General features: G+C 62.0%; 11 protein-coding genes. 9 read left to right on the plus strand and 2 right to left on the minus strand.

Annotation, left to right across the window (positions count from 1 at the left end; all coding sequences use genetic code 11):
- Positions 1 to 45: 45 nt before the first annotated feature.
- On the minus strand, positions 46 to 1,353 hold the full coding sequence (locus AC2FAN_RS00840) for an alanine racemase (protein WP_485172370.1): 1,308 nt from the start codon (positions 1,351 to 1,353) through the stop codon (positions 46 to 48).
- A complete protein-coding gene (locus tag AC2FAN_RS00845) occupies positions 1,344 to 2,804 on the minus strand; it encodes a M81 family metallopeptidase (protein ID WP_485172371.1) in 1,461 nt (486 codons plus the stop codon). The genes AC2FAN_RS00840 and AC2FAN_RS00845 overlap by 10 nt, the downstream gene beginning before the upstream one ends.
- A gap of 179 nt (positions 2,805 to 2,983) precedes the next feature.
- Between AC2FAN_RS00845 and AC2FAN_RS00850 the strand changes: the two genes are divergently transcribed.
- The 9 genes from AC2FAN_RS00850 to AC2FAN_RS00890 all read left to right on the plus strand — a co-directional run bounded on the left by AC2FAN_RS00850 (position 2,984) and on the right by AC2FAN_RS00890 (position 12,273).
- Positions 2,984 to 4,489, plus strand: coding sequence for a M81 family metallopeptidase (locus AC2FAN_RS00850; protein WP_485172372.1), 1,506 nt, complete (start codon positions 2,984 to 2,986; stop codon positions 4,487 to 4,489).
- Positions 4,490 to 4,641: 152 nt separating this feature from the next.
- Positions 4,642 to 5,487, plus strand: a complete 846-nt coding sequence (locus AC2FAN_RS00855) for a transporter substrate-binding domain-containing protein (protein WP_476806651.1) — start codon at positions 4,642 to 4,644, stop codon at positions 5,485 to 5,487.
- Between the two features lie 18 nt (positions 5,488 to 5,505).
- Entirely contained in the window at positions 5,506 to 6,165 is a 660-nt protein-coding gene (locus AC2FAN_RS00860; RefSeq protein ID WP_476806650.1) for an amino acid ABC transporter permease, read from the plus strand.
- A 7-nt stretch (positions 6,166 to 6,172) separates the two neighbouring features.
- Entirely contained in the window at positions 6,173 to 6,826 is a 654-nt protein-coding gene (locus tag AC2FAN_RS00865; protein ID WP_265053291.1) for an amino acid ABC transporter permease, read from the plus strand.
- Entirely contained in the window at positions 6,826 to 7,602 is a 777-nt protein-coding gene (locus tag AC2FAN_RS00870; protein ID WP_485172373.1) for an amino acid ABC transporter ATP-binding protein, read from the plus strand. The genes AC2FAN_RS00865 and AC2FAN_RS00870 overlap by 1 nt, the downstream gene beginning before the upstream one ends.
- Before the next feature lie 1,515 nt (positions 7,603 to 9,117).
- Positions 9,118 to 9,882 carry an IclR family transcriptional regulator gene (locus AC2FAN_RS00875; protein ID WP_485172374.1) on the plus strand — a complete coding sequence of 255 codons (765 nt, stop codon included), beginning with the start codon at positions 9,118 to 9,120 and terminating at the stop codon, positions 9,880 to 9,882.
- Positions 9,883 to 10,053: 171 nt separating this feature from the next.
- Positions 10,054 to 11,301, plus strand: a complete 1,248-nt coding sequence (locus AC2FAN_RS00880; RefSeq protein WP_485172375.1) for a hypothetical protein — start codon at positions 10,054 to 10,056, stop codon at positions 11,299 to 11,301.
- Positions 11,298 to 11,900, plus strand: a complete 603-nt coding sequence (locus AC2FAN_RS00885; protein ID WP_485172376.1) for a protein-S-isoprenylcysteine O-methyltransferase — start codon at positions 11,298 to 11,300, stop codon at positions 11,898 to 11,900. The genes AC2FAN_RS00880 and AC2FAN_RS00885 overlap by 4 nt, the downstream gene beginning before the upstream one ends.
- Positions 11,901 to 12,147: 247 nt before the next feature.
- Positions 12,148 to 12,273, plus strand: a complete 126-nt coding sequence (locus tag AC2FAN_RS00890) for an ABC transporter (protein ID WP_320109552.1) — start codon at positions 12,148 to 12,150, stop codon at positions 12,271 to 12,273.
- The last annotated feature ends 799 nt before the right edge of the window (positions 12,274 to 13,072 follow it).

Consider the following 13,072-nt stretch of genomic DNA (forward strand, 5'->3'; position numbering starts at 1 on the left):
CAAGGATCACAGGTTTCACCAGAAGGAACAGTCTGCGCGCTCCCTTCAGAAGAAAGTCCGGATGGCGCCGGTCACGCGCCAGTCGTCGTCGACCAGCATCAGCAGCGCCCATTTGTCGAAGGTCGTGCAGGGATGGCCGATGCCGAAGGCGACCATGTCGCCGACCTGCAGTGGGCTCTCATCGGGCGTGCCGAGATGGCAGTGCTGGTCGTTGAGCGCCAGCACATTATGCCCGGCCGGCATCGGCTCCGGCCGCGCCATCGCCCCGCCCGGCCGGTACCAGCGCAAGGGCACCGGCATCCCCGAATCGAAGCTGATGTCGCGCTTGCCGACAGTGAGCAGGCTGCGCCCGCGCTCCGGCCGCGACTGGACATAGGCCCAGACTTCCAAAGCCGGCTCCAACCCACCCGGCGGCAGCTTCAAACTGGTCTCCAGCGTGATCCGCCGGAACGCCGCCGAATAGACGGTGGAATCATGGGTCAGGTAGCAGCCCGAGCGCAGCACCTTGACGATCGACCGCTTGAAGGCCGCAGCATTGAACGCCTCGCCGACCCGGTCGAACAGCGAGGTCCCGCCGGCCGAGAGCACCATCGGTTCCGGCCCCAAGAGCCCCTCGCCCTCGGCAGCCGTCGCAACCGCGACCACTTCGCCGAGCAGCCTGTCGGCATTGGCGGTGTCGCTGTGCAGGCCCTCGAAACATTCGAAGCCGGCGAGCCGCAGGCCCGGCGCGCCTGCGACGGTGCGCGCCACGGCCAGCGCTTCCTCGCGGGTCCGCGCGCCGGTGCGCCCGCCCATGAAGCCGATCTCGACGAGGATGCGCAGGGGGTTGGCGTCCGCATGCTCCTTCGCGGCCTCGGCGAGCAACCCGACCCCGGCGACGCTGTCGGCGAGGCAGTAAAGTTCGAAGCCAGGTTCCCGCAGCGCGGCGAAACAGGCCGCGATCTCTTGCGGGCCGACCGGCTGGTTGGCGAGGATGACGCGTTTCACGCCGAAATGCCGGGCAACGGCAAGCTGCTGCATCGTCGCCACGGTGATCGCCCAGGCACCGTCGGCGATCTGCAGGTCGAAGAGCTGCGGCGCCATCGTCGTCTTGCCATGCGGCGCGATCAGCAAATCGTTGGCGCCGGCGAAAGCGCTCATCCAGGCGCTGTTGGCCTGCAGGACGCTCTCGCGGATCACCGCGAGCGGCATCGGCATGTCGCCGCCGAGAACGCTCCAGCCCTGCCGGCCGATATCGCCAAGCCGCAGCTTCGCGCCCGGCGGCAGTCCCTTCATCAGATCGTCGAGGTGCTGGTCCCCGATCTCGCCCAACGACAGGCGCGGCAGGGCGGCGGCAGAAGCGGTTACAGCCATGGGTTCGGATCCAGCGGAGAGAAGGGGCGCCTGACCTTGGTATAGGGGATCTTGCTCGCATCCGGCGGATAAGGCCCGCCGCTGTCGAGATAGAGCACGCTCGCTGCGATCGGCGCGAAGGCGGCGTGGAAGTGGTTCGAGGACTTCACCACGACCAGCTTTTTGGCGGCGAGATCGACGCCGAGATCGGTGAAGACCGGCGGGCTGAAGGTCTGCGCCCGCGTCGAGGCAAGCACGATGTCGATCTGGCCGATGCGGATCGCGGCGGCAGGGCCGAGCGAGACCCAGCTCTGTGCGAACGGGATCAGCAGGTCGTCGGTCGTCCCGATGACCTGGACCGTCGCATCGATCGGCTTGCCGGAGGACGGCGCCGCCTTTCCGGCGAACCGCAACGAGATTTCGGTCCCGACGCCGGCGGCTCTGCAGAGGCCGACCGCGACGGGGTCCCATAGCGCCCCTATCGCGGCGGGCACGTCCGGGTGCCGCAGCAGCGCCTCGACCATCACCGAGGAATCGCCGGCCACGCCGCCGCCCGGATTGTCCCAGCGATCGGCCAGGACCACGGGTTTTCCCGGCTGCGCCAGTTCGAGCGCCGCCGCGATGCCCTCTTCCGGCCTGTAGTGCTTCGGCGAGGCGCCGTTCCCCCAGCGCAGGATTTCGAGACCGAGTTCCCTGGCGAGCGCCGCCGCCTTCGCTTCGTCGCCATCGGTAATGACCAGCACCTTCGTCCCGACATCGGCGACGTCCGCGGCCTGAAAACCATGCGCGACCGAAATCGATAGGATGCCGTCCCTCCCTTCCAGCGCCATGATCCGGTCCACGAAACTGCGGCCAGGCTCCCGGCTGGTCATGAAGGCGGCGAGCCCGCGGCAATCGAACACTGCGCTGGCGGGCCTGACCTGCTTGCGCGCGGTCCTGAGGCAGAGTTCCAGCAGGTCCTCGGCCCGCGCCAGAAAGTCCGTGTGCGGGAACTCCTTGAAGGCGACGATGATGTCGGCGCCCTCGACCATCTGCCCGGTAAGATGGCAATGCATGTCGAGCTCGGCTCCGACCACGCAATCCGGCCCGGCGAGCGCCCTCACCCGCGCGATCAGGTCACCTTCGCAATCGTCATAGCCGCGCGCCACCATCGCGCCGTGCAGGCCGAGCAGGACGATGTCGACCGGCAGTGCCGCCTCGAGCTGCCCGAGGATTTCGTCGCGCAGACTCTCATAGCCGCCTTGAGAGACAAGCCCCGCCGGCTCGGCCCAGGTCGCCGTCCCCTCGATCAGCTCGTAACCTTCGCTGGCGGCGCGACGCCGCGCCGCGACGATCGGCGCCGAGCACAGGGTCGGCGTTTCCGGGTGGGTTCCCGGCGGGCAATAAAAGGCTCCCTCGAAGGCGCTGCGATCGACGAAGAGCGGCGCGAAGGTGTTGGTTTCCGTCGCCAGCGACGCAGTGAAGACGCGCATCTGCCTCTAGTCCCGATCTGCGCCGGCATCGCTCTCTCCGGCGCGCGGGCCGGCACCATGAAGCGGGGAGTTGGCGCAACCTGTCAAAGCACTCGCGTTCCTTGGAGCGGAACAATGCCGGCTTGATTCGGAACAGCGCAGCGGCCGAGATGAGCAGGCTTCAGGGAGCCTCGCAGAACATGCCGCAGCCTCGCCGGATCCTGCTGGGGTCCCTCTTCCACGAGACGCATAGCTTCGTCGACGAGGTTACCGGGCTGGCCGATTTCACCATCCGCACCGGCGAGGAACTGTTGCGCCGGCGCGGCGACGGCTCGACGGTCGACGGCTTCCTCGAAGTGGCCGAAGCCGAGGGTTGGCAGGTTGTGCCGACGGCCGACTACACGGCGCTGCCGGCCGGAACCGTCGATCACGCCATCTTCGAGCGCTTCCTGTCGGAATTCGATGCCGGGCTGAAGGCAGGGCTCAGCTCCGGTGGCCTCGACGGCATCTGGCTCGCGCTGCACGGTGCCATGGTCACGACCGCCTGCCCGGATCCCGAAGGCGCGCTGCTCGCCCATATCCGCTCAGTGCCGGGCTGTGAGACCCTGCCGGTCTTCGGCGTCTTCGACCTTCATGCCAATTTCACCGCGGCAATGGCACAGCATGCCAACACCCTCGTCGCCTACCGCGAGAACCCGCATACGGACGCTCGCGAATCCGCCGTGCGCTCGGCCCGTCTGCTCGCGCAGGCCCTGAAGGAGAACGTCCTGCCGCGCATGCTCTCCTGCAACGCGCCCGTGATGTGGCCTCCGACCGGCACCGGCACCGCCGACCGGCCCATGCGCGACCTGGAAGCGCTGGCCCGGCGGATCGAGCAGGAGAACCCGGCGATCCGGGTCGCCAACGTCATCGGCGGCTATTCCTTCTCCGATGTGGCCGAGGCCGGCGTCGCCTTCGCGATAGCGTTCACCGGCGCGGAAGCGGAAGCGCGGGACGCTCTCGCCCAACTGACCGAGACAGCCGTCGCCTTGCGCGATCACGGCCTGCCGGCGGAATGGGACATCGACGACGCGGTCGCGGAGATCCTGCGGTCTCCGGGCGGCCCGTATCTCGTGGTCGAGCCGGCCGACAATATCGGCGGCGGCGCGCCGGGCGACGGCACCTCGGTGCTGCGGGCCTTCCTGCACCACGGCGTCGAGAACTGCGCGGTCGCCATCGCCGATCCCGTGGCCGTTGCCGCCATGACCGGCGCGAAACCCGGAGAGACCCGCAAGCTCTCGATCGGCGGAAAGGGCAGCGCCGTTGCCGAAGGGCCGGTCGAGATCGAGGCGCGCTTCGTCAGCGCCAGCGACGGGGAATTCGCGCTGGAGGACCTGAATAGCCACCTCGCCGCCTCGCAGGGCTCGCGCTTCAGCATGGGGTCGAGCGTGGTGGTCGAGGCAGGCGGCGTCACCATCCTGCTGACCAGCCGCAAGACCCCGCCTTTCGACCTCGGCCAGTTCCGCTCGCAGGGCATCCATCCCGAGATGCTGAAGGCGATCGGCGTCAAGGCGGCGGTGGCGCATCGGCGAGCCTACGACAAGATCGCCAAGGGCAGCTTCACGGTGGCGACGCCCGGCCCCTGCACCAGCAAGATCGCCGGGTTGCCCTATACGCGTTTGCGCGGGCCGGTCTTTCCGATCCACGCTGAAGCGCCGCATCGATAATGCGGAGGCCAGCTGCGCCTGGGAAGCGCGGCCGCGAATATCCTGTTTCCTCTCACGAAACAGGCGCATCTTGCTTGGGGAGGGCGGCGCATCGTCTGCTTGCCGCTGCGCCGGCCATCGAGCGGTTTTCAGCAAAAGGCGGAGGGGAAGCCATGTTTCAGAATCTCATCAAGATCGCCGCAGGGCTCGGAGTCGCCGCCTGCGTTCTCCTGCCCGCCACCGGTGCCTCGGCACAGGGCAAGCTCAAGGAGGTGCTGAGCCGCGGCAAGCTCATCGTCGGCACGGGCAGCACCAACCCGCCCTGGCATTTCCGCAACGAGAAGGGCGAGCTGGTCGGCTTCGACATCGAGATCGCCAAGATCATCGCACAGGGCCTGTTCGACGATCCCAACAAGATCGAGTTCGTCAATCAGGCATCGGACGCTCGCATCCCGAACATCGCCACCGGCAAGGTCGATATCGCCTGCCAGTTCGTGACCGTGACGGCCGCGCGCGCCCAGCAGGTCGCCTTCACGGTGCCGTACTATCGCGAGGGCGTCAGCCTGATGATGGTCGCCGGCGGCCCCTTTGCCGATTATGCGGCGCTGAAGGCGGCCGGCAGCAAGGTCACGATCTCCGTGCTGCAGAATGTGTTCGCAGAGAAGATGGTCAGGGATGCATTGCCCGAGGCCAAGGTCGACCAGTTCGAGAGCGTCGACCTGATGTACCAGGCGCTGAACTCGGGCCGTGCCCAGGCCGCGGCGACGGATTCCTCTTCGCTGCGGTACTATATGAAGCAGAACCCCAACCGCTATGTGGATTCCGGTTACAGCTGGAACCCGCAGACCTATTCCTGCATCGTGAAGCAGGGCGATCCGGACTGGCTCAACTTCGTCAACGTGGCGCTCCGCGAGTCGATGACCGGCACGACTTTCCCGATCTACAAGGCGGCCTATGAGCGCTGGTTCGGCGAGACGCCGCCCGAGCCCAAGATCGGCTTCCCGCAGGAGTTCCGCTGAGCCCCAGGTCACTGCTCCGTGGAGTATTCGCTGCATTTCGGCGCCGTCTGGGCGAGCTTCGACAAGCTTCTGTCGGGGCTCGCACTCGGCTTGGCGCTGGCCGTCGTCGCCGTGGCGATCGGCACCGTTCTCGGGCTGCTGTCGGCCTTCGCCAGCGTCGCGCCTTATCGTGCGCTGCGCAGCGTCTCTGCGCTGTATGTCGCGCTGATTCGCAACCTGCCGCTGCTGGTGCTGGTGCTGCTCGCCTATTTCGCCCTGCCCCAGGCCGGCATCACGCTCGACAAGTACCAGAGCTTTGCGGGCGCGCTCGCGCTCTATTCCGGCGCTTATCTCACCGAGGTGTTCCGGGCCGGGCTGATCTCGGTGCCGAAGGGCGTGATCGAGGCCGCGCGTTCCATCGGCCTGACACGGCTGCAGACCAATGTCTCGGTGGTCGCGCCGATCATGCTGCGCAACGTCCTGCCATCGCTCGGCAACACCTTCATCGGCATGTTCAAGGACAGCTCCATCGCCGCCGCCATCGCCGTGCCGGAACTGACCTTCGAAGCCCGCAAGATCAATGTCGACACCTTCCGCGTGATCGAGACCTGGACCGTGGCGAGCGGGCTTTACATCGCAGCCTGCGTGGTCATCGCCATGCTGCTGCGCGGCCTCGAACGCCGCTTCCCCAAGTTCTGAGCGCGCCATGCAGCTTTTCCTCGATCAGCTCTGGATCGCCCGCTGGCCGCTCTGGGACGGTTTTCTCCTCACCGTCGCGATAGCGGCCGCCTCGATCCTGTTCGGCACGCTACTGGGCGGGCTCGTCGGCATCCAGCTCTCCTATGCACCCTGGTGGCTGCGGCTGCCGTTCCGGCTCTATGTCGACATCATGCGCGGCACCCCCGTGCTCGTGCTGATCCTCGCCGCGTTCTACATTCCCTCCGTGGCAGGCCTCAGCCTCGGCCCGACGCAGGCCGGCATTCTCGCTCTGTCGCTGTTCGCGGGCGCGCATATCGGCGAGTTGCTGCGCGGCTCGCTGCAGGCCATCCCGCCCGGGCAGGCTGAAGCCGGGCGCAGCATCGGACTGACCTTCCCGCAGCTCCTCGCCTATGTGCTCCTGCCGCAGGCGGCGCGCAGCGCGCTGCCCCCCTGGATCAATACCGGCGTCGAGCTGATCAAGGGCTCGAGCCTGCTGTCGATGATCGGCGTCGGCGAACTCCTGCTCAAGACGCAGGAGATCATCGGCCGCAACTTCATGACCATCCAGTTCTATCTCTTCGCCGGCATCCTCTATCTGGCGATCAACATCCTGCTGGATCAGATCGGCAAGATCGTCGAAAGGCGCGTGGGGCAGCATTGATGGACGAAAAGCGGCAGCCCCTTCTCGCGATCCGTGGCCTGACGAAGCGGTTCGGCCCCGTCGAAGTGCTCAAGGGGGTCGACCTCGACCTCAACCAGCGCGAGGTGGTCTCGATCATCGGCTCCAGCGGCTCGGGCAAGACGACGTTGCTGCGCTGCGTCAACCTGCTGGAGGAATACCAGGGCGGCGACATCGTGCTCGATGGCGAGACGATCGGCTATCGCTCGACGAATGAGCGCCGCCATCGGCTGGGCGACCGCGAGCTTTCGCGCCAGCGCTCGATGACCGGCATGGTCTTCCAGAGCTTCAACCTGTTTCCGCATCTGACGGCGGCCGGCAACATCATGCTCGGCCTGCGCAAGGTGCAGAAGCGCCCCAGGGCCGAGGCACGCGCCATCGCGGAGACGTGGCTCGCCCGCGTCGGTCTCGCGGCGCGGGCCGATCACCATCCAAGCCAGCTCTCCGGCGGCCAGCAGCAGCGCGTCGCCATCGCCCGCGCGCTCGCGATGAACCCCAAGCTCGTGCTGCTCGACGAGGTGACCTCGGCGCTCGACCCGGAACTGGTGCAGGAAGTGCTGAACACCGTGAAGAGCATCGCCGACGACGGGGCGACGCTGCTGATCGTGACGCATGAGATGCGCTTCGCCCGTGACGTCTCCAGCCGCGTCGTCTTCATGGAACAGGGTCGGATCGTCGAGGATGGCCCGCCCGCGGAGATATTCGGCAATCCCCGGAGCACTCGGCTGGCGGAATTTCTGCGCAATACTCGGAACTGACGGTCGACCGCACCCGGATCACATCCGGTCCAAGACGATCCGGCCGACGATCGAGCACACCGACCAATTCGGAGCATGCTCCTCATCGCAAACATGGCCGCAGGAGTGCGGCCATTCAAGCGCTGCCACAGCGACCTGGAGACGATGAATCGACAGGTCGAGCTAGAACGGGAAGAGACGAACGGAAAACCGTAAAGAGAGCGATAGAGGGCAAGTTTTCAAGGGCTTAGCATTCCCTTGGCTGCCGACTAATTGGCATTGTGTAAACAACAGCGGCTCCTTGCCACTTTTTGCGATCAGTTTTTTAGATTTCGGCCCTGCCGGGAATCGACGCTGGAGACCTCCAAAGCCTTCCCTCTCACTCTTCAGTCGCTCGTTTCATAGGCAGGTGGTCGATTCATTGTGAGCCGCGGCGAGATCGTGGAACACCTGTACGAAGAGCTCGGAGCGCTCTTTGCCGAGCGGCTCAAGATGCCGCCTCTGCGTGAACGGCTTCTTCAATCGCCCAAAGCGAGATTAACCCCTCACCAGAGGGAAATAGACAGCGTACCGTGCGAGCTGCGGCGATGCGGCAACGCCACCTTTCGCGCGCTCGCACCTGGCGGAAGTGCAATATCTGCGGATCCACAACCGGCTACAGTTGATTACACGGCGCGTCAGCTGAAGAGCTGAGGCATAGTGTTGCGGCGCTCTCACCGCTTTCCTTGTCGGCGGGACGAGGCCGAGCGGATCAAACTTGGCTAGACCCGAGAGATTCTCCAGCTAGCCCGTTGCGGACGTCGGCAAGGTCCGCTTTCCGCCTGTTCTGCTTGTGCTATCAGCTCGCCTTTCCTGGCCATTCTGAAAAAGCGTTCTCTTCCGGAGCGCTCAGGTCAATCACAGTGAGATGACCGTCGGCCCTGGGCCCAGCGCATCGTAGGAGGTACCGGCGCCTTAGGCAGAGCAGTTCCTCGGGTCAATTTGGGCAACACTCATCCTACCGCCGATCCACGCAAGGATGCCGTTTCATATGGCGTGCGATCTTTTGAACGTCCTGAGCCACAAGGAGAAGATACGTAATACCGCGGCCTCAGCTTACGGCCGCGCACATCACTGTTAGGCGGAGAACGGTAGACAATCTTGGATTTGATTCGCTGTGGCTCCAAAATCGACGACGAGGATCGCCGTCCAAGTCTCCTCGATAAATGGATTTAGGCTCTTCGCGTGGCGCGACGCCGTTTTCAAGCTTTTAAAATTCAATAACTGCCATGTCGAGTATGCGAGACAATTCTATTCAATTACAATGAATTAGAAGCAGAAGGGGGGCCCGCCGGCCGTCATAAAGCTGGGGAGCGGTTCAAATTGCTCTAGCCCCGGATTGTCGATCGGATCACACTCCTTGCGAGTGCACCCAATACGCGACGATGTGCTGACAACCGATGCGAGCGAGCGCCCTGGAGGACGCATCCGCTGTGCCTGGCCTTTCCGGTGAAACGGACATGAATTCTCAACCACCGTAAGATCGTGAGCTCAGCCATGAACGTGACGTTCGAAGAAGGTTTGGCGGTCCTTGAGGCTTTAGCCAGCAGTAATTGCCCCAGCACTGTCAGTCAGTTAAGCTCTCAAACTCACTTCGACGAGGACACCGTCCAGAATACGCTGAAGATTCTTGAAATGTCGCGATACATCTCCATATCGCGACATTCTTCTCGCGTAGCACTGTCACCCAAACTGTGGAGCTTGGGGTTTTGCCTAAAGGACGCAGCTGATCTGAAACGCGTTTCGGAGCGACATCTTTCAAAGCTGGTCATGGAAACGCGCGAGTCCGCATGCGTGGCGGTGATCGCTGATCTAGAAGTCGTTATCGCGGCCTGCATTAACGCGCCAGGACCAACTGTGACTGAATTTGAGGTTGGCAGCAAAGTACCAGCTCAGAATTGCGCTGCCGGAAAGGCGATCCTGGCATTTCAATCTCCACAGGTCATCAGTGAAGTGGAGGCTAGGACTGTTGGCGAGGCACGGGGGCAATTCGATGCTGGATCGTTCCGAAGCGAACTTGAGATGATTCGCGCGCGAGGATTCGCTGTTAATTCCGACGAAACGGGAAAAATGAAGTGCGAAATCGCCGCGCCGATTCGATACAGCGGTGGAGTTGTCGAGGCTGCGATCGGTATATCGGGCCCATCAAACTGGGTAGAATCGGAATCTATTTCGGAACTGGCCGAGAATATCCTGGAAGCAGCCAAGCAGATTTCATGCGAACTCAACCGGTTAAACGCTGGGACAGCGTTCAACTCTTGAAAGTGCCGCCGATTTTTCGGAGACAGCGTTGGGTCAGGAAATGATCGGTTCTCGCACTCGGGCTATGCCGGTGAACGCCTCCCACCGGCTCGGATCCCTTAGCTATATCGCTGCCGCGCTTTGAATTGGGTTCAAGGAAGCAGCTCCGTTATCGAACGAAGCGGTAAAGCTATGGCACTGACCGGAATTCCGGGAACGACCGAAACTCACGTCCGAAGGCGCCGAGTCTATCATATCGGCGGCTACGACCCGGCGCCCCCGTCGGCAGTGTTCGAGCGCTTCACCAGGGAGCTGCGACGCTTCGAACGCGCGTGGGGAACACATGCATCAACGACCGAACTCGAAGTAAGCGGAGATCTCGCCTCGTGGCAGGTTTCCGCGTCGGGCTCGAACTGGCGTACCGAAATCGAGATGCGTCTCGTCAGGTGGGACGATGTGATCGTCGGCTCAGGCGTGCAACCAACATGGCGCCGTTTAGTGCCCGCAGTTATCGCATTCTGTGATTTTCTGGTTGCAGGGGCGTTCACGGCATATCTCCGATCCAGTTGGCGATATGCACTGTTTTTCCTCTATCCGATTTTGATTCTGGCGCTGGCCGGCTCTGTCTCTGCAGCGGCGGCGGCATTCATTCTGAACTCCACTGGAAGTTACTTCGCAGCAATTCTGACTTTATTTATTTCATTATACGCTACGTTATACGCAGCTGACAGATTGCTATATCTCAACATTCTGATTGAGGATTGGATATTCTCACATAGATACGTACGAAAAGGGGATAGTATTCTCAACGACCGCTTACAGCGCATCGCGGAGGAAATCGCGCGCAATGCCCCAGCCGATCAGGCCGACGAGATTCTTATCATAGGGCACAGCCTGGGCGCCGTTCTTGCCATCGACCTCATCGATCGGGCGATGAAAATTCAACTTGATCAATCGGGCAACACCCGCAGGCTAGCCTTCTTTTCCGTCGGAGCTTCAACCCTCAAAATCGGGCTCCATCGCGCGGCATCTGGATTTCGTGCCGCAATCGGGCGGGTAAGCTCCAATCTTGACGTGCTTTGGGTAGATTACAGGGCTCGGTCCGACGTGATGAATTTTTTCGGCGCAGAGATGCTACGAGACCTGAAACTTCGCCCGGCCAGCTCTCCCCTCGTTCGGAATGTCAGCATAAGACGGATGATAGCACCGGGACGCTATCCGCGGATTCGGAAGAACTGGTACAAGATGCACTGTCAATTTGTGAGAGGTAACGATCGACGGGCTCCCTACGATTACTTTATGACAGCCTGCGGACCGCTTCCGGCAGAGTGCATTGCGCGATCGGAGCGAGGCGCTATGGATTATTTCGATACTGAGGGCCAATTGATCGATTCGGGTGACTTTGCCTGCGATCTCAAGGGTGGGACGGCAAGGAAATGACCCTTTCGATAGCGAAAGCGATCTACCTATTTCTCGCGATTGGCTGGTACATCGTTCGGATTCCTCATGAGCGGCGCTCTCGTCGGACACCGATTTCCCGTTCGGCGCGAGGGGGTAAGGAGCGAATTTTGCTCTGCATTTCCTTTACCGGCCTCGGGATTTTGCCTTTCGCCTATGTAGCCTTTGGGTTTCCGCGTTTTGCAACGTACACGTTCCAACCCTCATTGGCTTGGGCGGGAGCAGCTGCGTCAGCAGCGGCTTTGCTGCTTTTTTATCTCACTCACCGCTCCTTGGGGAGAAACTGGTCCGTCTCTCTAGACGTTCGAGAGAGCCACAAGTTAGTTACCGATGGCGTTTATACTTACGTACGCCATCCGATGTATTCAGCTTTTTGGCTATGGGCGATTGCGCAGGCCCTCCTTTTACCCAACTGGATTGCCGGCCCCGCCGGCCTGGTCGGGTTTGGTACGCTTTATTTATTTCGCGTGAGCGAGGAAGAAAAATTGATGAATGAAGCATTCGGGCACGAGTACGCAGATTACATAAAGCGAACCGGCCGCATCTTCCCACGCGCGAACCGCCCGCGCGCGCCACGCTGACGAAATGACAGAAGGATGGCAAAATTGACGCCGAGTTGCCGCACCACCTGTGTCATTTGGCAACCTTAATTCGTCGTAAGACCGCCAATCGATCTTTTGCCAGTTGAAATTGCGAATAGCATCTGAGATCGTTAGCGTGTGCCACACGACGATTTGATGCTAAATTGTTCGGCACCGTGTTGCGCAATTGCACTAGAATAAAAATTGCGCAGGGCTGAGAGTGGGCTTGTTAACTGAGGGCGAACCGATGAAAACAATCGTAGTGTTGGCCGTATCTGTTGCACTGATCAGCGTTGGCGGATGCGCCTCTATCGGTAAGGGGAAGGGTAAAGCCCCCCCGCCGGTCGCTGCCCCTATCGTAACTAAGGGCTAGCTTCGCTAATAATGAAAGCGGCCGAGTAATCGGCCGCTTTCTCCATGGAATAGCAATACGCAATTTTGCGTGCGGAAATTCCGCAGCTGGATGTTTGCCTGATCGGGAGGTCTGCGATGTGGTTTGGCAAAAAACCCTCGGCTCGCTCTTGGATCCTGGCGTTCGGCCTGTCGAGCGCTTTACTCGTATCCGGCCACGATGGAGCGGGCGCGCGCGATCGCGGCAGTTACCACGATATCGGCCAAACCTCCCCGTCGGCGGCAACGGCTTCGGCACCTGCGTCGCCACAGTTGTCGCGCGAGAAAGCGCTATATTTCGTCGAGTTTCGTTCCCGGTACGCTCTAAGCTATGGCCACACGTTCTTGGTCCATGGGCGCCTTAACGCGAGAGGCGAAGTGGGCTCTGTAACGGCAGATCAAGTCGCCGGCCTTCATCCCGCAGGCGAGGGACCGCAACTCTGGTCGGTAGGACACGTCGTTCCGGTGCCGGCAGAAACGGGTCCGAGCGATGGTGATTTGGAAGACCAGTACATTTCCAATAGATTCCGCATCGTACTGGATGAAGCGCAATATCGGAGAGTTTCAGCCTACATCAAGCGCAAACAAAGGACTGCCACGATGTGGCATGCTGTCCTATATAATTGCAATCGCTGGGTGGGTGAGGTTGCTACATTCATGGGAATGAAGGCCCCGGATAATACGCTTCTATATCCAGCGGAGTATATATCTAGCCTTCGTTCTCTCAATAGCCGCAAGTTTATCGAGCCACAGTTTTCGGCTCATCGCTATCGGTAAATCAA

The organism is Allobosea sp. RIT-PG3_2 (assembly GCF_057321085.1).